Origin of the sequence: Citrobacter rodentium NBRC 105723 = DSM 16636, assembly GCF_021278985.1 — a bacterium.
Taxonomy (GTDB): Bacteria; Pseudomonadota; Gammaproteobacteria; order Enterobacterales; family Enterobacteriaceae; genus Citrobacter_A; species Citrobacter_A rodentium.
Genome location: NZ_CP082833.1, coordinates 573,389 through 591,233, shown reverse-complemented (window position 1 = coordinate 591,233; position 17,845 = coordinate 573,389). Strand labels below are relative to the sequence as shown.

Below are 17,845 nucleotides of genomic sequence, written 5' to 3'. Positions count from 1 at the left end.
TAAACCTGGTCTTCACTGAACGGCATTCCGAGGGGGCAGATATGATTAGCGCATTCGATATTTTTAAGATTGGCATTGGCCCTTCCAGCTCCCATACCGTAGGGCCGATGAATGCAGGCAAATGTTTTATCGATCAACTGGTCAGCAGCGGCAACCTGTCACGCGCAACAAGGATCACGGTGGAGCTGTACGGCTCGCTGTCGCTGACCGGAAAGGGCCATGCCACCGATACCGCCATTATCATGGGGCTGGCGGGGAACAGTCCGCAGAGCGTCAATATTGACGCCATTCCGGCGTTTATTGAGGACGTCGCCCGCACCGGTCGTCTGTCGGTCGCCGAAGGTCGCCATGTGGTGGATTTTCCGCTTGCTGAGAGCATAATTTTTCACGCTGAGGCGCTGCCTCGTCATGAAAACGGCATGAGAATTAACGCCTGGGAAAACCAACAGCCGTTATTAAGCCAAACGTACTATTCCATCGGCGGCGGCTTTATTGTCGAAGAGTCGCGTTTTGGACTGGCGCATGAAGTGGAAACGCCGGTTCCTTACGACTTTCACTCCGCCAGCGAACTGCTGAAGCTGTGCGAACGCAACGGGCTGTCGGTTTCCGGGCTGATGATGCAAAACGAACTGGCGCTGCGCAGTAAAGCGGAAATCGACAGCGGTTTTGCGCGTATCTATGAGGTAATGAGCGCGGGCATTGAGCGCGGGATGAATACCGAAGGCGTCTTGCCCGGTCCGCTTAACGTTCCGCGACGGGCGGTAGCGCTGCGGCGTTTACTGGTTTCCAGCGATAAGCTTTCCAGCGATCCGATGAACGTTATCGACTGGATCAACATGTTTGCGCTGGCGGTCAGCGAAGAGAACGCCGCGGGCGGACGGGTGGTGACCGCGCCGACCAACGGAGCGTGCGGCATTATTCCGGCGGTGCTGGCCTATTACGATAAGTTCCGCCGCCCGGTGAACGCCAACTCTATTGCCCGCTACCTGCTGGCGGCGGGGGCGATTGGCGCGCTGTATAAGATGAATGCCTCGATCTCCGGCGCAGAAGTCGGCTGTCAGGGAGAGGTCGGCGTCGCCGCCTCGATGGCAGCGGCAGGGCTGACGGAGCTGCTCGGCGGCAGTCCGGCGCAGGTGTGCATCGCGGCGGAAATCGCTATGGAGCACAACCTCGGGTTAACCTGCGATCCGGTCGCCGGACAGGTGCAAATTCCCTGCATCGAGCGCAACGCCATTAACGCGGTAAAAGCGGTTAACGCCGCGCGTATGGCCTTACGGCGCACCTCGCAGCCGCGGGTGTCGCTCGATAAAGTCATCGAGACGATGTACGAAACGGGTAAAGACATGAACGATAAATATCGTGAGACGTCGCGCGGCGGGCTGGCGATTAAGGTCGTATGCAGTTAGCGGACGCGCTACCGCTCTTCTGAGCGGTGTTCGCCACCCCAGCGGCATCAATAAAAAAAGCACACTTCGGTGTGCTTTTTTGTTGTGATCGGCCTCAAATTAAGAATATTTAATCATAAAAAACATTTTTAAGAGAAAATTTTTCTTAACCATGCGCAATTATAATGGTTTGTTTGTGAAGTTTTTCTCTGCCTCCGGCGCTATGATTTTTCCATTCTACTAACTCGCCTGCAAAGCCTCATACCGCGTATCGCCCTGATGCGGCATGAAAAAAATATAAAAACTTACCCTACATATTTAGCGAGAATTTTATGGAAACGGCAACGAACAGTAGTGCGATCCTCGACGCTTCCACTCCGGCGCGTCGTGCGGGAATGAGCGAAAGCGAATGGCGCGAAGCCATCAAATTCGACAGTACCGACACCGGCTGGGTGATTATGAGTATCGGGATGGCGATTGGCGCAGGGATCGTTTTTCTTCCGGTGCAGGTCGGTCTGATGGGGCTATGGGTGTTTTTGCTCTCATCGATCATTGGCTACCCGGCAATGTATCTTTTTCAGCGCTTATTTATTAACACCCTTGCGGAATCCCCGGAATGTAAAGACTACCCGAGCGTCATCAGCGGCTACCTCGGGAAAAACTGGGGTATCCTGTTAGGCGCGCTCTATTTTGTCATGCTGGTGATCTGGATGTTCGTTTACTCCACGGCGATCACTAACGACAGCGCCTCGTATCTGCACACCTTCGGCGTCACCGAAGGACTGCTCTCCGACAGCCCGTTCTATGGCCTGGTGCTGATCTGCATTCTGGTGGCTATCTCCTCGCGCGGTGAGAAATTGCTGTTCAAAATCTCCACCGGCATGGTGCTGACCAAACTGCTGGTGGTGGCGGCGCTGGGAGTGTCGATGGTGGGCATGTGGCGTCTGTATAACATTGGCGCGCTTCCGCCGCTGGCGCTGCTGGTGAAAAACGCCATCATCACGCTGCCGTTTACTCTGACCTCGATCCTGTTCATTCAGACCCTGAGCCCGATGGTGATCTCCTATCGCTCCCGCGAGAAGTCCGTTGAGGTGGCGCGCCATAAGGCGCTGCGCGCGATGAACATCGCCTTCGGCATCCTGTTTGTCACCGTTTTCTTCTATGCCGTCTCTTTTACCCTCGCGATGGGGCATGACGAAGCGGTGAAAGCCTACGAACAGAACATTTCCGCGCTGGCGATTGCGGCGCAGTTTATTAACGGCGTGGGCGCGGGCTGGGTGAAAGGGGTCAGCGTGATCCTCAATATTTTCGCGGTAATGACCGCCTTCTTTGGCGTTTACCTCGGCTTTCGTGAAGCGACGCAGGGTATTGTCATGAACCTGCTGCGCCGCAGGCTGCCAGCGGAAAAGATCAACGAAACCCTGGTACAGCGCGGCATCATGCTGTTCGCGATTTTGCTGGCCTGGAGCGCCATCGTGCTGAACGCGCCGGTACTGAGCTTTACCTCTATCTGTAGCCCAATCTTCGGCATGGTGGGATGTCTGATCCCGGCCTGGCTGGTCTACAAAGTTCCCGCACTGCACAAATACAAAGGGGCGTCGTTGTATCTGATTATCGTCACCGGTTTGCTGCTGTGCGTATCCCCATTCCTGGCATTCTCCTGATCTACCCTTAAGGTTGTTGTTATGTTTGAGACTACAGAAAATCCGTTGTGGCAGCGTTTTATCCTCGCAGTGCAGGAGGAGGTGAAGCCAGCGCTGGGCTGTACGGAACCCATCTCTCTGGCGCTGGCGGCAGCGGTGGCCGCCGCTGAGCTGAACGGCGCGGTAGAGCGTATTGACGCCTGGGTCTCGCCAAACCTGATGAAAAACGGTCTGGGCGTGACGGTACCCGGCACCGGCATGGTGGGGCTGCCTATCGCCGCGGCGCTCGGCGCGCTGGGCGGCAACGGCGACGCCGGACTGGAGGTGCTGAAAGACGCTTCCGCCCAGGCCATCAGCGACGCGAAAGCGATGCTGAAAGCCGGGAAGGTGTCGGTGATGTTGCAGCAGCCGTGCGATGAGATCCTCTTTTCCCGGGCGAAGGTCTATAGCCGCGACGGCTGGGCCTGCGTGACGATTGTCGGCGGGCATACCAACATCGTGCGCATTGAAACCCATACCGGCGTGAAGTATGTGAAGGAAGCGCGCGCAGACGGCGAAGCGCAGGCGTCGCCGCTGGATGTGCTGACGGAAACCTCTCTGCAAGAGATTCTGACGTTTGTTAACGCCGTACCGTTTGACGACATCCGCTTCATTCTCGATGCCGCCCGGCTCAACGGCGCGCTGTCGCGGGAAGGGCTGCGGGGAAACTGGGGGCTGCATATCGGCGCGACGCTGGAAAAACAGTGCACGCGCGGGCTGCTGGCTAACGATCTCTCCACGGCGATCCTGATCCGCACCAGCGCGGCGTCCGACGCCCGCATGGGCGGGGCGACGCTGCCTGCCATGAGTAACTCCGGTTCCGGCAACCAGGGCATTACCGCCACGGTGCCGGTGATGGTGGTGGCGGAGCATTTTGGCGCAGATGAAGAGAAGCTGGCGCGCGCGCTGATGCTCTCCCATCTGAGCGCTATCTATATCCACCATCAGCTTCCGCGGTTGTCGGCGCTGTGCGCGGCGACCACCGCGGCGATGGGGGCTGCGGCGGGAATGGCGTGGCTGGTGGACGGGCGTTACAGCACCATCTCAATGGCGATCGGCAGTATGATCGGCGACGTCAGCGGCATGATTTGCGACGGCGCGTCAAACAGCTGCGCGATGAAAGTTTCAACCAGCGCATCGGCGGCGTGGAAAGCGGTGCTTATGGCGCTGGATGACACGGCGGTCACCGGTAACGAAGGAATTGTGGCGCACGATGTGGAACAGTCTATTGCTAACCTGTGCTCGCTGGCCAGTCATGCGATGCAGCAAACGGACAGGCAGATCATTGAGATTATGGCCCGTAAAGCGCACTAAGTAAGCGGAATAAAACACAGGCCGGATAAGGCGCGTAGCGCCGCTATCCGGCAATACGTTGCGGCGGTTTGCGCCTGGTCAGGCGGTCGCCTCTTCCTCGGCCAGCCGTACTTCGGCATCGGCGATAATCGCTTCCAGCTCGCTCAGCATCTCCTCGTAGCCAAAGGAACGGGAAACAACGTTGGTCTCTGGTACCACGCAGGGCTTCGCGGACGCCTGTTTTTTGTTTTTCTTGCTCATATGCAACTCCATTTACCGGCTACACCGGCAAATCTATCAGCAAAGCGCGCAGCGGCGAATCGGCGACGAGCGTTATGTTAGCTTCATCACGAATAAACGCGCCGTCGCCGCAGGACAGCGCCTCACGCGCTTCGTTGTGGGTCACCGCGTGAAACGTACCGTGAATGGATTGCAGGTAGGCGCGGGGGCCGTTCAGCTGAAAGCTCAGGGATTCCCCCAGCGCCAGCGCAATATGATGCACCCAGACCTGCTGGCGTAATTGCAGGCTGCCGTTTTCGCCGTCCGGCGAGGCGATAAGCTGTTGCTGCGCGTTCGCCTGCGCCATCTTCTGGACCAGCGTGTTTTCGCGCTCCGGGCAGGCGTCAAGCCACAGCTGCATCCGCGTCAGCGGTTTGTCCTTGCTGACGTTATGTTCGCTGTAGCTAATCCCTGGCTGGGTGGCAAGCAGCAGCGCTTCGCCCGCTTTTGCCTGGACATGGTTGCCCTCGCTGTCGCGGTATTCAGCAACGCCGTCCAGGATCAGGTTTAAAATATCCACTTTAGGGTAGGTGCGCGGCTGGAAGGCGGCGCCCGGCGCAAGCACTTCCTGATTGAGTACGCGCAGCGAAGCATAGCCCAACAGCTTGGGGTCGAAGTAGTGTCCAAAGGAGAAGGTGTAACGAGCCTGCAACCATCCATAGTCTGCCTGTCCGCACTGTTTGGCTGTTCGGGTAGTAATCATAATTCTTGACCTCTCTTTACTTCCTTTTATGTTAAGGGGCTGGACGCTGCATTGTTAGCCAGATATTCTGCCCGGTATGTTCAAATTTCCTGAATGAGAACGATATGGCCAAAGAGAGGGCATTAACGCTGGAGGCGTTACGCGTGATGGACGCTATCGACCGTCGCGGCAGCTTTGCGGCGGCGGCGGACGAGCTGGGGCGCGTACCATCCGCGCTCAGTTACACCATGCAGAAGCTGGAAGAGGAGCTGGATGTGGTTTTGTTTGACCGCTCCGGGCACCGAACGAAGTTCACCAACGTCGGCCGTATGCTGCTGGAAAGAGGGCGCGTTCTGCTGGAGGCGGCGGACAAGCTGACCACCGATGCCGAAGCGCTGGCCCGCGGCTGGGAAACGCATCTGACCATCGTGACGGAAGCGCTGGTGCCGACGCCCGCCTTTTTCCCGCTTATCGACAAGCTGGCCGCCAAAGCCAGTACGCAGCTTTCCGTTGTCACCGAAGTGCTGGCCGGTGCCTGGGAGCGACTGGAGCAGGGGAAAGCCGACATTGTTATCGCGCCGGATATGCACTTCCGCTCATCGTCCGAAATTAACTCGCGCAAACTGTACACTCTGATGAACGTCTACGTGGCGGCGCCGGATCACCCGATCCATCAGGAACCGGAGCCGCTGTCTGAAGTGACGCGGGTAAAATACCGCGGCGTGGCGGTGGCGGATACCGCCCGCGAGCGCCCGGTGTTAACGGTACAACTGCTGGATAAACAACCGCGTCTGACCGTCAGCACCATTGAGGATAAGCGCCAGGCGCTGCTGGCGGGGTTAGGGGTGGCGACAATGCCGTATCCGCTGGTGGAGCAGGATATTGCCGAAGGGCGTTTGCGGGTGGTCAGCCCGGAATCCACCAGCGAGATTGATATTATTATGGCCTGGCGGCGTGACAGTATGGGCGAAGCGAAAGCCTGGTGCCTGCGTGAAATTCCGAAGCTCTTTCACGGAAAATAATTTTTGCTGCTGCAATAAAAGTCGGGGCAATATGCTTGCCCCGAACCCACTTAATTTATTTCGCCCTGTTTGGGGTCAGCGCCGAAGCGGTTGCTGCCGGCGGTGCCGTGCTGACACAGGAACACAATAATAACTATGGTCCCGATAATCGGAATCAGACTCAGCAATAACCACCAGCCGGAACGCTCGGTATCATGCAGACGACGAACCGCTACGGCAATGCTGGGTAGCAGGACGGCCAGGCTGTAAAGCATCGAAATATAGGGAGCGTCCATACCGACCACCGACTGAATGACATTTATAATCGCGCTGACAATCATGTTGATCAGCACAAACATCCAGTACTCTTTTCTGCGTGCGCGCCCTGTAAATACAGAATATTGTCTTAATACATCTAAATACCAGTTCATTAAACATCCTTATTAAAAAAACAACCTCCACGGCAATATATCATGACATTATCCTTAAATCATTTTCAGCGGTATTATTTAAGATAATTTCATATAATCATTATCAGAGTTAATTATTATCAGCGATCGTAAGCGGAAATAATTATTAGCCCGTAACTTATTAACTCAGCAGGGTATTTTAGCGTTATAAAAAAAGGCAGAGTTTTCTCTGCCTTTAAGTATTTTACGAGAGTGTTTTCGGATCCGGGCCGAAGCGGTTACTTCCCGACGTGCCGTCCTGGCAGTTAAAGATAAGAATGACCAGCCAGCCGATAAAAGGAATCAACAGCAGTAACAGCCACCAGGCAGAACGATCCGTGTCGTGCAGTCGTCGGAACTGTACCGCCCACCACGGCAGAAAGATAAGAATGCCATAAATGGTCGTCAGAACGCCTTCTCCCCCGGCGCGCTGCCAGCCAAGCATTCTGTCCAGTACCCCCAGCACAAACGTCAGGATGATGTTGACCAGAATAAACATCCAGTACTCTTTACGACGGGCGCGACCGCGAAACCCGACATAATTCTTTAAAACTTTTAAATACCAATCCATTTTTTGCCTCAACCTTGGGTCAATCACTTGTTTTTAAAGCAATCAGGGTAAGAATAGCTGTGAATGGTTATGTGGTAAATATTTGTATTTTGAATAATTGCGCCGCCATCCGGCGATGGCGGCAGAGCGTCAGGCGAAACGGGTGTCGCGCCCGTGCGGTTCGTTAAGATCCTGCCACGGACCGATGGAAATGATGCCCGTCGGGTTAATGGTCTTATGGCTGCGGAAATAGTGGTGACGAATATGATCAAAATTCACCGTCTCCGCGATCCCCGGCATCTGATAAATGTCACGCAGGAAGCCGTAAAGATTGAGATAGTCGCTGATGCGGCGCTTATCACATTTGAAATGGGTGACGTATACCGGATCAAAGCGGATCAGAGTGGTCCACAGCCGAATGTCGGCTTCGGTGAGGCGATCGCCCGTCAGATAACGGTGTTGACCGAGTATCTGCTCCAGCCGGGCAAGATGGGTAAACACATTCTCTACGGCCTCGTCATAGGCCTGCTGGCTGGTGGCGAAACCGGCTTTATAAACGCCGTTGTTCACGTTGTCGTAAATCCAGCCGTTCAACTCGTCGATTCTGCCACGTAAATCAGCAGGGTAATAATCTCCGGCTTTTGCGCCCAGCGCATCAAACGCGGTGTTAAACATGCGGATGATCTCTGACATCAACCACCGGCATTTTGGAATAACCCTTTTGCATTACTGCGGGTTTCATCATCAGCGCTGGGAGGAGAGGAGAAATTAGTCTCAGTGCGTTCAGCTGGTACGGCAACAGCCAGACAGCAAACAGGACGGGGCGTAGCGCAGCGTATCCTGACCTGCCAGATAAGCAATGCACTGGCTGAGCATCAGCAGACTGGGTTGCCGTAACAGGCAGAACTGACCGGCAAATACCCCACCAGGGCCGAGAATGCCGCAACGCCATTAAGGCACGGTCGCCGCCTGTAGAAAGCGAGTCACCAGCATAACAACGGCGAAGGCGAACAAGATATTTAGTTGCCACCACATGAGCCCGGCGTCCCTCAGGGCCAGCCAGTAACCCGGCTGGGCCAGAAGGGCCATCAGCCACAGGCGGTTAAGGCGTAAGCGGCTCGCCAGAACCGTATTGATATTTACTGAGAGCTCAGATCAACTTTCCAGGGCAACAGATCGCGTACCCGATTTGCCGGCCAGTCCTGGATATGCTCAATGACGTAACGCAGCCATTTTTCTGGCTCCACATTGTTCAGACGGCATGTGCCGATCAGCGAGTACAACACCGCCGCATGTTCGCCACCGCTGTCAGAACCCGCGAACAGCCAGTTTTTCCGGCCTACGGCCACTCCCCTTAAGGCGTTCTCTGCGATGTTGTTGTCGATTTCCACCCAGCCATTACTGCAGTACACGTTCAGGCTATCCCACTGTTTCAGCAGGTATGCGAACGCTTTTGCCGTATCCGAGTGACGCGACAGTGTTTTCATCTGAGTCTGTATCCAGTCATACAGTGACTGCATCAGTGACGCAGCTCTGGCTTTTCTTGCCGCCAGACGCTGTTCTGCTGAACATCCCCGGACTTCTGCTTCGATGGCATACAGTTCACCGATACGCTGCAGGGCTTCCGTGGTGATATCGGTTGGCGCTCTTGCATGCACATCGTGGATTTTTCTCCGGGCATGGGCCATACACGCGGCTTCCGTTATTCTGCCGGATTCGTATAACGCCCGGTAGCCACCGTAAGCATCGGCCTGAAGCACTCCGCTGTAACCGGACAGGTGATTCTGTGGATGTATGCCTTTCCGGTCCGGGCTGTACGCGAACCAGACCGCCGGGGGCATCTGTGAACCGGCGTTACGGTCATCACGGACGTAGACCCACAGCCGGGCTGTCCGGGTTTTACCGCTGCCCGGCTCCTGGACCGGGACGGGGATATCATCAGCATGGACTTTACCGGGCATCAGCACATACTGGCGCAGGACGTCATACAGCGGCTCCAGCAGTTCAGCAACAGCACCTGTCCAGCGCCCCAGTGTGGCACGGCTCAGCTCCACTCCCTGACGACGGTATATTTCTGACTGGCGGTATAACGGCAGATGGTCTGCATATTTCCCGGTGACAACATGGGCCAGAAGCCCCGCTCCGGCATAACTGCGTGCAATGGGTTTTGAAGGTACTGGTGCCTGCACGATATGGTCGCACCGGCAACAGGCCAGTTTCGGACGTTGTGTTTCGATAACCTTAAAGGCGCTGCTGATAAGCTCCAGTTGCTCTGACACATCACATCCCAGAGAACTGAGTTCACCACCACAGGCAGGACAGCATTCCTCTTCCGGCCGGATAACCCGGGTTTCACGGGGAAGTGAGGCCGGTAACGGTTTACGGGCTGAAGACTGGCGCAGGGCGGATGGCAGTGCCGGGTCATATTGCTCACCCAGCGTTTCAGCCATTTCTTCCTGAAGTGCGCTGATTCTCTCCTGTGCATCCTGTATCTGCCGTTCGGTTTTTGCGCGAAGTTTTTCTGAGCTTTTACCGAACTGCATACGTTGCAGTTTCGCAACCAGCGCCTTCAGCCGGTTGATTTCGGAAGCATAAGCCGCCACCCGCTGTGAGAGCAGGCGGTTGTATTCGGCCATCTGGCGGATGGTGTCCTGTTGCGTCTGCAACAGTGCCCGCAGGCGGGCGTTCTCATGAGCAAGTGAGGTGTCCATATCCTCACTTTACAACGGGTTATATGCGGATTCCAGCGCGTTCCGTTCGTTTCGGGTGCTTCCAGTTGATACCTTCAAGAAGCATGGATAACTGAGCCGGAGTAAGGTGCACCTTGCCGTCACGGGTGACTGGCCAGATGAAGCGGCCCCGCTCCAGGCGTTTGGTGAAGAGGCACAGTCCGTCACTGTCAGCCCACAACACTTTTATCTGGTCACCCCGGCGTCCGCGGAAGATGAACAGGTGTCCGGAGAACGGGTCATCCTTCAGGACGTTCTGAACTTTTGATGCCAGGCCGTTAAAGCCATTTCGCATATCGGTGATACCTGCAACCAGCCAGATACGCGAACCTGCAGGGAGAGATATCATCAGTGGCTGCTCCCTTTTATTTCGCGGATAAGTGTCTGTAATAACGCCGGCGTCAGTTTACCTTTAAGCCTGAGAGTTCCGGCCGGCAGAACCAGCTCACAACACAGACTGTCGGACGGTGTATTTATCTGCTCTGGTTCCTGTGCGGGGGCCGGGATTTTATTATCCGGCTCCGGCGTTAACGTCACGGGAAGCAGTGCCGGCATATTTTTTCCGGAAGGCAGCAGGCCACCTTTCCGGTATTGATGGCGCCAGTTGAAGAGCAGGTTATCGTTGATTCCGTTTTCCCGGGCGATCTGCGCCACACAGGCTCCGGGCTGCAGTGACTGCTCCACTAAGGCGATTTTAAACTCATAAGGGAAGTTGGGCCGCCGGGGACGTTTTTTTACCACGGGGGTTTCGGATATAACGGTGCTTTCAGGACGTACGACTGGTACCGTGGAAAATTGTCCGTAAAGGCAGGCATCAAGTTCCTGCTCCGACATGCCTGCGGGCAAAGGCCACGAAAGGCCAGCTCTCCGAAAGCGCACGAACATACTACAAACTGTTGATTTTGGTACACCCAGGCGACGTCCGGCCACAACCCGAGGTAAATGTTCTTCGAAGTGAAGGCGTAAAGCTTCAGTAATCCAGGTCCGGTATTCCATACGATAGTGTCCACTAAAAATGATGGACATTATTTTTGTGGAGCCGGAGGAAACAGACCAGACGGTTTAAATGAGACGCTTACGTTAAGGCTGTGCTGACGTAAAGTTTTCCTGCCATGTTGCAGTCGCTGACCAGCGCAAAAAGAGGGAATGCACAGCGCCCGGCCATGTTCAGGAAGGGCATATCTATCAGGAAAGCTGTGGCGATGTGGTCCCCCCATCGCCACAAACGCAGCCAGCCGGGTGACATCATGCTGCATGGCGGACAACGGTGATCGTCATCCGTCCATCAGGGTCTGTGCATTGTTGTCAAACATCACGGCACGAACCCAAATCCATCCACATAATACGCTGGCGTATTACCGTACCCGGTTAAACTGCATTGTGAGTGTATTTCCCGTTACCATTTCAGTGGCAATGCCCAACAATGACAGATGGATAGAAGAAATTTAATCAGTTAAAAAAGGCTGTCACCGCCTGGCGTTTTACTTTGCCCTGCGTGGTCTTTGCTACAGGGAGCCAGTAGGACATAAATAATATTCCTTCCATAATGCCTTTCATCCACACCTGTCACTTCAAAACATGTTTCAGGCCTGAGAGTACAGAGGGTTTCACCAGGTTCATTATCCACTATATTCGCACCATAAATGTTGCTTATACGGTAATATACCTGATATCCGGAGCCCTGACGATGAAATACACTGTTCTGCGTGGTGGTCAGGTATACCATTGTATTTTTATCTTCCGGAGTCCGGAGTATCGTGCCTGTTTTTAGCCATCCGTAAGGCCATTCTGACACCGTGGTTCTGACGTATCCCGATGCGTGTCGCAATATTTCAGGGGTGATTTTCCATTCACCGTTTCTTGCCACAGTATCCATCAACCAGCTATCCTGTGCCCGGGCGCTAGGGGCTTCAGATACCCGTTGTTGTAATTCCCACAGCATATATTCTTCTCTGGAACGGAATTGTCTTGCGGAACGCGAGCCATGACTCAGCATCTGTTCACCATCTATGAAAGTTGTATCTGAAAAAGATACTACAGGACTGTTTATATCTGTCCCTCTGTAATCAATGGTGCGCTTCAGCATTGTGGGTCCATTGACCCTGAGGACTGAATGCACAACAGTATTATTGTTCTGAGGGATTTCGGATAAAATACTTAAAGGATATTTTTCCCACTGTTGCCGGTAGTTTGGCAGGGAGACAATCATTGCCTGATTCACCATTTTTTCAGCTACCTGATATGTTATCTGCAGGTCACCTTCTGGTGTCAGGTAATATAAGCTCTCTGCTTTCGGTGTCGCAGGTAAGCTCTCATAGCGTTCAGATAATCCCTCAATGAACCATGAGTGGAAGGACGGAAATTTTTTCCCCGAATCCGTTGTGAAACTGATAGTCGTAATTGCATTTTCCATCAGGGAAAGTCCCTCTGGACTTTTTTGCATGGCACCATGACTTGTATGGATTATTTCTGACGTTTCTTTCTTTTGAATACGGGCGTGCTCCATAACGATTTCCGCCAGATTCAGGTTTCCATCTCCTAACTTTACATTCAGATGCTCTTTATAAATGGAATTAATAAAGCGATGTGTGTCACCTATCAGAATGGGCCTCAGTTCTTTCTCGATTATTTCACTGTCTTCTGTATCCATCACTTCTGTGAAAAAATTCCTGAACGTTATACGCAAACTTCCAATACCGGTCTGTTCACGGTGATAGAAAAGTTTGACAGATAATGTTCTGCGATCGATACGGACCATACCCTGATGGCACATCAGTTTTAAAGAAAATGTTTCATCTGATGAAATACTGAAACGACGAAATTCCTCAAGTATTAATGAGGGGGCATACTTGTCGGGATTGACAATAATACTGTCCTGTTGCTGCCACTGCCTTTCAGATAACCGCATCTCTCCGCCGGATTTTATTTTCAACGGAGCTGCATGTACTTTACTGCGTAGCAACACATTCTTTTCTCCTTCAAAAACCAGATACATCCGTGAATGGGGAGGGATATTCAGTTCCGAGATATTTACCGGAACCGGCGGCTTACCATCGGCTTTCCATGCTCCTTTTAGCGTGCCGGAGAGTAATTCACCTTCCAGTTTTTTCCTGGCGCCACTCAGATTCTCAAGGCACAATACCTGGTCTGCACTTCCGGCTCCCCGGGGCAGGAACGTCATTACATGGTCTGATGTCATCAGCGTTTCCAGCCGGTTTATCGTTGGCCTGTAACCACTCCGGAAAATCCCCACCCAGTTACCATCCTCCGGTAACAGCCGGAGTACGTCACTCAGCAAACGGGTATCCTGGGGCTGAATTGACACACGGGTTGTACCGGGTAACGTGTCTTCGATCCCGGATATTGTCAGCTGAAGGGAATACTGGATCGTAGCAACCGTCAATATCACGCTGTCTTTGTCTTTTTTCCCTTCAACCAGAACAGGACCGGCCTCAAGCAAATCAATTGTTTCCGGGTGGTCATTGTCACCGGCCAGTATGATTTGTACCGGTGATATCTGTGCTGTATCCGGCTCCATGAGAATATACCGGCTTCCGGGGGTTCCGGTTACAGTCGTGGTATAATGGCGGCTGCCGGTCAGCCGGAATTCCGAATAACGCTCCTGAAGCTGGTAAACGAGCTGATGAGTCAGGGGGGCATAGCTGGCGAATGTTTCTCCCCCCCGGAACCGGACTTCCGGTGCCAGACTCCAGCCCATATCATGCAGCCTGTCCAGTATGGCATCCGGTCTGTTGTTTTCTTCCGGATAAACAGCCTGCCAGCGTTGAACATCACATGATGAAACCGCCAGCTGAGTCCCCTTTTCCCGGGAAACAGCCTCCAGAGTTATGCCATCACGGGTATGCCCCCTGAAGTTTCCGGCAAAACGGTTCAGTTGTGTCTCATCCTCCAGCTGAACTTTTATATTGTTCCCGGCCCAGTAAATCAGACTCAGCTCAAAGGCATCAGGTTTTAATTCTGTCAGGGTTGTTTCTGGCAGAAGGATTTCGTGAGAGAGTGAGTGATTAGACAGCGTCAGTGTCAGCGGCGTTTTTAAATCGCGGGGGATAATATAGCGGTTATTCCCTCCACCAGAGATGACAGTACCGCCACCGGAGCTCGTATGGAAGGTATTGTCCTCATCGTTACCTGTTAGTCTGTCTTTACCGGCGGCTGTTCCTACCAGGGTGGTTATCCCCTTCTGGGTGATGGTCATTACCGGCACCTCACCGTCTGTTGTTTTCAGCATGACAGGCTGCGTTTGTTTTGATAAATCAAAGGTGAGCGGAAACTCTTCCGGCAGCCCACGGAAGGAGAGTATATTTTCTTGTGCCGCAGGATTTGCATCAATATCATAATTTCCCGCTCCGCCTACCTGAACAGTCAGTCCACCGCTGCCCCCTTTCAGTATGAATTTATAATCTTTTAACGATATAGCCTGTTCTGTACGTTCTGATGTAAGTTCATCAAGCACCCTCAGGGGAAGGACTGTGGTTTTACGCTCTCCTGCTATCACAGTACACTGGCTGTTAAGCACTTCCAGTGGAGGACGCCGGTCGCGGGAAGTACTGTCCGCTACAGCTTCCCGCCAGACCACTTTGTTGGACAGATACTCTATTTCCGTATTGGCCTTATACTGTTTACCGTAGCCAAGAATAATGGTGTCATACTCTCCGGCAGGGATTTCCGGCAGGGACCGGGGCCATTTACTGTTTGCGTAACCATGTGCCAGGGCGTAGTAGGGGCTGATGCTGTAGGCATAGCCCACCTTCTCACGAATCTGCCAGTCCCCCAGGTCCGGACGATGACCGATTTTTCTGTCAGCGTTAAAAGAGCGTTCACCGGTCAGGAGAGGGGGGGACTGACGCAGATCCAGCACCATTTTTCCAAGTACCTGGTTTGCGGAGAAATCCAGCAAACCTCTTTCCGGAGAGGCCACGACAATGTGTTTACTGCCGTCAGTCAGGAATTTTTTATATTCCAGCCATTGTTCATGGCGTTCTTCTTTCAGTGCCACATTGCGGGCAATACTGGATGCTCCCATACCAATAGCGGCAACAGGCCCGGTGGCAATAATAAGAGGAGGGAAGACCGCGGAAGCAACAGCCAGCCCCAGAGAGAGGGAGTCAAAGGCGACCTGTACCCGGGCAGCCATAATATCAGAATGGCGTGTGGCCTGCTGGAGCTGGGTGACACTGTTGTACAGATTCCAGGTACCGAGAGCGGTTTCCAGTACGGGCAGTTCAAGAACGCGGGCACTGGCGGAGAGTGCTTTGCCCATTGTGCCTCCGGTACGGGTTGCCGCTGAGCGCAGACCTTCAGCCACGGCACTTTCCAGTCTGAATCCCTGAATACCCTCTGTATTGAGAAATTTATTCCCGGCAATCTGAATCATGCTGCCGAGAGTGGCTTCGGAAAGTTGTTTGATATCCATAGCCAGATTGAGCCTGGCCAGGGTGCTGTCTTCCTGCCCCTGCTGTAGCATGCGGGCATACTGAACAATACCGACCACACTCATGCCGAGATCGAAATCCATGACCCCGCTGGCAGGCAGGGCTGAAAGCATGGTAGAGAGTTTCTGAAAACGGGATACCACATCCGGGGCTTCAACAGAAACAGGATGCAATGTTTCTCCGTCCCGAACCTGAAGACTGAATCGCCCGCTTCCGACATCAGTCAGTTCAATCTGTTCCACAGAAAGATGACGACCGGATGAGCGGGTAACACTCTGGAAGCGTTGCTGCAGAGTTTCCAGTACGCCGGCGAGTTGCTGTTTAACCCGCGTTGCCTGCCGTTGCAGGCGAACCTGTGAGGAGGCCATATCATCATACGTCCCGCGAATCATATCCGGATCGATTAGGCGGGTGCCACTATACAGTCCCTGAGTCTGCAGAATTTTTCTTATGTTATTAGCCTGTTCTGTTGTCAGTACTGTGCGGGAGAGGTAATCATGCAGCACCTCACCGTTCAGACGCAGGGAGGGGATTTGCTCCGGAGTGGGGAGAGAAGTGATACGCCGGCCGTCAAGGGTGGCTCCGATATCATAAAGCATTTTTACTGGCAGGGAGACGCCAGCAACCGCGACCGGTTCAGCCAGCTGTGCCAGACGGTCAGCGGTGGTATGCTGAAGACGGTCAGTCAGTATGTTTGTGGCGTCCTGCAGGAGCGTGTAGCGCGCTTCTTCTGAATCTGTATAGTATACCTGTAGTTGCTTTCTGACGTGGCCCACCGACAGGCCGTAATACTGTTGAAGCACAGGGGTTAACTGCACCGATGACTCAATAAAGTGCAGCGCATCCATGAGGGAAGCAAAGTCTGCATGCCCGAAATTCGGATCGGTGACCCGGAAACTGTCTTCAAGTTGTTGCACTACCAATGTATGGGTGGGAGTGGTCACCAGGAGATGTTGAATGCCCTTTTTATAAAACAGTGTCACCAGGGTGTCAGGTTGCCACGAGGCTTTATTAAAAAATGTATTGCTCTGGATGTACTGGTTCCCCTGCACCTGAAGTTTGTCAATCAGCTGGAGGGCATTGTCCAGTAAGCTATTATCGGCTTCTGTGAGAGGCAGGTGGCTACGCTCGCGGGTCTGACGGAGTGCACTGACCGTCATCAGATTCTCCTGTAACACGGCATAGTGAATGCTATCTTCAGCCTGGAGGTAAAGCCAGGCCAGCCCCATACAACGACCTTCCTGTGATATCAGGAGGGACTGCGGATGGAAGTCGGTCGTATCAGCAGCGTGCCCTCTGGCCAGCGAAAACCAGAGTTGTGCATGGTCACGGTAAAACTCAGGCCAGGAGAGCAAGGTATATCGTGGCTGTCCTGAGGGGCCTGCCACAGGAGCTTTGGGGAAAATCCCTAACTGGCTTTCATATATCAGTAACGATGACGAAAGTTCGTGAGCCAGTAGGGTATCTGGCATCAGTTTTTTGAGCAACGGGTACTCTTCCGTTGACCATATCAGTGCTCCCTGTGCAAGAGTAGGGGATTGTGTCAGCAGGGTGTGTATCTGTGTCAGAGACTGATAAGGTTTTGTTGCCATTTTTTCGACAAAGAACTGTACCCTCTCTGATGTGAACCTCTCCGTCATGCCCAGGGACTGTAGCTTCTTTTGAACGCGTTCGGTGGTCAGTTGCCCGGCAATGGCACGCTGGTGAAAATAATAGAGGGCATCCAGATAGAACAGAAAGTTACGTGTGCTGGTACGCAGCGGATTTTCACCAGCAATAATGGCATGGTCTGTCAGTTGATGCTCATCAGCGCTGAAACGAACACCGGTTCCAAGCAGAGGGGTACTCCAGACTGGCATCTGAAACCACTGTTCCGCAGGAAGTAAGGACAGCAATAAAGAAAATGCCTGAAAATTCTCCTGTAAGGACGCCGGTAGAGTCGGCGGTACGGCGATACTGAAAGTTTCCTGTGGGTGAGCCAGATGGTTTTCCATTGCCTTATACAGTTCCTCCCTCAGTGCTGGCATCCGGGTATATTCTTCCCCCAGGTGTTCTGTTATCAACTCGTTTACCGCCTCAGAGAATGGAGGCTGCAGCTCACTGGTAAACAGCCCCTGTTTCCCTTCGGCCGCCAGCAGAAAACGGATGATTGTATCCCGGTCATTAAAGGTGTAATGGTCGGCTTTCAGGCGCTGATAGAGGGAGTTCTCTGTGAAGAAATCACTCAGTTCACGTACTGTCACCTGCTCAGGAAGAGTGGACAACACTACTGCTGGTGCAGAAAGCATTTGCAGATATTGTCTGGCTTGTTGAGAAAGCGTCTGATGATTGTATTTATCAAT

General features: G+C 53.5%; 11 protein-coding genes and 5 pseudogenes. 4 read left to right on the top strand and 12 right to left on the bottom strand.

Going from position 1 to position 17,845, the window contains the following annotated elements; genetic code table 11:
- The first annotated feature begins 41 nt into the window (after positions 1 to 41).
- The 3 genes from tdcG (at position 42) to K7R23_RS02615 (ending at position 4,381) form a co-directional block, all read left to right on the top strand.
- Positions 42 to 1,406, top strand: a complete 1,365-nt coding sequence (gene tdcG / locus K7R23_RS02625; RefSeq protein WP_012908640.1) for an L-serine ammonia-lyase — start codon at positions 42 to 44, stop codon at positions 1,404 to 1,406.
- Between the two features lie 311 nt (positions 1,407 to 1,717).
- Positions 1,718 to 3,049 (top strand): SLC5/6 family protein, encoded by a 1,332-nt coding sequence (locus K7R23_RS02620; protein WP_024133075.1) that lies wholly within the window; start codon positions 1,718 to 1,720, stop codon positions 3,047 to 3,049.
- 21 nt (positions 3,050 to 3,070) lie between these two features.
- Complete coding sequence (locus tag K7R23_RS02615) at positions 3,071 to 4,381, top strand: L-cysteine desulfidase family protein (RefSeq protein ID WP_012908642.1); 1,311 nt, start codon at positions 3,071 to 3,073, stop codon at positions 4,379 to 4,381.
- Between the two features lie 78 nt (positions 4,382 to 4,459).
- Here the strand turns inward: K7R23_RS02615 and K7R23_RS02610 are convergent, their stop codons facing one another.
- Together K7R23_RS02610 and K7R23_RS02605 are read right to left on the bottom strand one after the other, a co-directional pair.
- Positions 4,460 to 4,621, bottom strand: coding sequence for a hypothetical protein (locus K7R23_RS02610; protein WP_167321447.1), 162 nt, complete (start codon positions 4,619 to 4,621; stop codon positions 4,460 to 4,462).
- Between the two features lie 19 nt (positions 4,622 to 4,640).
- Complete coding sequence (locus K7R23_RS02605; RefSeq protein WP_012908644.1) at positions 4,641 to 5,342, bottom strand: pirin family protein; 702 nt, start codon at positions 5,340 to 5,342, stop codon at positions 4,641 to 4,643.
- Positions 5,343 to 5,446: 104 nt separating this feature from the next.
- Between K7R23_RS02605 and yhaJ the strand changes: the two genes are divergently transcribed.
- Positions 5,447 to 6,343, top strand: a complete 897-nt coding sequence (yhaJ, locus tag K7R23_RS02600; protein ID WP_012908645.1) for a DNA-binding transcriptional regulator YhaJ — start codon at positions 5,447 to 5,449, stop codon at positions 6,341 to 6,343.
- A 50-nt stretch (positions 6,344 to 6,393) separates the two neighbouring features.
- On the opposite strand, the gene K7R23_RS02595 is transcribed toward yhaJ, so the two are convergent.
- The 10 genes and pseudogenes from K7R23_RS02595 to K7R23_RS02555 all read right to left on the bottom strand — a co-directional run.
- The gene (locus tag K7R23_RS02595; protein ID WP_012908646.1) at positions 6,394 to 6,753 is read right to left on the bottom strand and encodes a DUF805 domain-containing protein; all 360 of its coding nucleotides are present in this window, start codon (positions 6,751 to 6,753) and stop codon (positions 6,394 to 6,396) included.
- A 223-nt stretch (positions 6,754 to 6,976) separates the two neighbouring features.
- A complete protein-coding gene (locus tag K7R23_RS02590; RefSeq protein ID WP_012908647.1) occupies positions 6,977 to 7,342 on the bottom strand; it encodes a DUF805 domain-containing protein in 366 nt (121 codons plus the stop codon).
- Positions 7,343 to 7,471: 129 nt separating this feature from the next.
- Positions 7,472 to 8,011: pseudogene (locus K7R23_RS02585) on the bottom strand (glutathione S-transferase C-terminal domain-containing protein); the annotation flags it as partial.
- 106 nt (positions 8,012 to 8,117) lie between these two features.
- Positions 8,118 to 8,428, bottom strand: a pseudogene (locus tag K7R23_RS02580) (TraX family protein); the annotation flags it as partial.
- A 32-nt stretch (positions 8,429 to 8,460) separates the two neighbouring features.
- Entirely contained in the window at positions 8,461 to 10,032 is a 1,572-nt protein-coding gene (locus tag K7R23_RS02575; protein WP_012904571.1) for an IS66-like element ISCro1 family transposase, read from the bottom strand.
- A gap of 19 nt (positions 10,033 to 10,051) precedes the next feature.
- Positions 10,052 to 10,399, bottom strand: coding sequence for an IS66 family insertion sequence element accessory protein TnpB (gene tnpB, locus K7R23_RS02570; RefSeq protein ID WP_012904570.1), 348 nt, complete (start codon positions 10,397 to 10,399; stop codon positions 10,052 to 10,054).
- Positions 10,399 to 11,076 (bottom strand): IS66-like element accessory protein TnpA, encoded by a 678-nt coding sequence (gene tnpA, locus K7R23_RS02565; RefSeq protein ID WP_012904569.1) that lies wholly within the window; start codon positions 11,074 to 11,076, stop codon positions 10,399 to 10,401. Before tnpA ends, tnpB begins: the two co-directional genes overlap by 1 nt.
- Before the next feature lie 53 nt (positions 11,077 to 11,129).
- Positions 11,130 to 11,306: pseudogene (locus tag K7R23_RS02560) on the bottom strand (TraX family protein); the annotation flags it as partial.
- A 71-nt stretch (positions 11,307 to 11,377) separates the two neighbouring features.
- Positions 11,378 to 11,486 (bottom strand): annotated as a pseudogene (locus K7R23_RS25910) (N-6 DNA methylase); the annotation flags it as partial.
- A 17-nt stretch (positions 11,487 to 11,503) separates the two neighbouring features.
- A pseudogene (locus K7R23_RS02555) lies at positions 11,504 to 16,867 on the bottom strand (DUF3491 domain-containing protein); the annotation flags it as partial.
- Between the last annotated feature and the right edge of the window lie 978 nt (positions 16,868 to 17,845).

Excerpts from the sequence above, each read along its gene's own strand:
- tnpB (WP_012904570.1), bottom strand. The coding sequence starts at position 10,399 with ATGATATCTCTCCCTGCAGGTTCGCGTATCTGGCTGGTTGCAGGTATC.
- K7R23_RS02575 (WP_012904571.1), bottom strand. The coding sequence starts at position 10,032 with ATGGACACCTCACTTGCTCATGAGAACGCCCGCCTGCGGGCACTGTTG.
- K7R23_RS02610 (WP_167321447.1), bottom strand. The coding sequence starts at position 4,621 with ATGAGCAAGAAAAACAAAAAACAGGCGTCCGCGAAGCCCTGCGTGGTA.
- K7R23_RS02620 (WP_024133075.1), top strand. The coding sequence starts at position 1,718 with ATGGAAACGGCAACGAACAGTAGTGCGATCCTCGACGCTTCCACTCCG.
- tnpA (WP_012904569.1), bottom strand. The coding sequence starts at position 11,076 with ATGTCCATCATTTTTAGTGGACACTATCGTATGGAATACCGGACCTGG.
- K7R23_RS02595 (WP_012908646.1), bottom strand. The coding sequence starts at position 6,753 with ATGAACTGGTATTTAGATGTATTAAGACAATATTCTGTATTTACAGGG.
- K7R23_RS02615 (WP_012908642.1), top strand. The coding sequence starts at position 3,071 with ATGTTTGAGACTACAGAAAATCCGTTGTGGCAGCGTTTTATCCTCGCA.
- K7R23_RS02590 (WP_012908647.1), bottom strand. The coding sequence starts at position 7,342 with ATGGATTGGTATTTAAAAGTTTTAAAGAATTATGTCGGGTTTCGCGGT.
- K7R23_RS02605 (WP_012908644.1), bottom strand. The coding sequence starts at position 5,342 with ATGATTACTACCCGAACAGCCAAACAGTGCGGACAGGCAGACTATGGA.
- tdcG (WP_012908640.1), top strand. The coding sequence starts at position 42 with ATGATTAGCGCATTCGATATTTTTAAGATTGGCATTGGCCCTTCCAGC.
- yhaJ (WP_012908645.1), top strand. The coding sequence starts at position 5,447 with ATGGCCAAAGAGAGGGCATTAACGCTGGAGGCGTTACGCGTGATGGAC.